Annotated in this window: 1 protein-coding gene; it reads left to right on the top strand. The window is 75.1% G+C overall.

Features of this window, described 5'->3' with window-relative positions; all coding sequences use genetic code 11:
- Window positions 1–429, top strand: a 429-nt coding sequence (locus tag CVH10_RS17695) for a nucleoside hydrolase (protein WP_146143004.1), incomplete at both ends; no start/stop codon positions are given.

Here is a 429-nt window from a genome sequence, read left to right as displayed (position 1 = left end):
CGCCGTGGCGCTGTTCCTGGCCTTTGCGGCGCCCGAGCTGGAGCTGCTGGCCATCACCACGGTCGGGGGCAATGTCCCCGGCGCCAAGACCCAGCGCAATGCGCGGATCATCCGCCAGATCGCCGGGCGCGAGGACGTGCCGGTATTCGGCGGGGCGGAACGGCCGCTGAAACGCCCGCCCGCGGGGGCCGGGGCGTTTCATGGGCCGGAGGGGCTGGGCGATCTGGAGCCGTTCGAGCCGACGGGCATCGTCGGCGACGGGCCGGCCGCCAACGCCATCGTCGACCTGGTGATGCGCCGGCCCGAAGGCTCGGTCGCCGTCGCCGTCATCGGGCCGATGACCAATCTGGCCCTGGCCATGCGGCGCGAGCGGCGGCTGGCCGAACGGCTGGGGCCGGTGGTCGTCATGGGCGGCGCGCGGGCCGAGGG

Origin of the sequence: Halomonas sp. ND22Bw (assembly GCF_003011945.1) — a bacterium.
GTDB lineage: Bacteria > Pseudomonadota > Gammaproteobacteria > Pseudomonadales > Halomonadaceae > Halomonas > Halomonas halophila.
The sequence above is the reverse complement of the archived record's forward strand: the minus strand, read 5'-3'. Positions and strand labels throughout refer to the sequence as shown.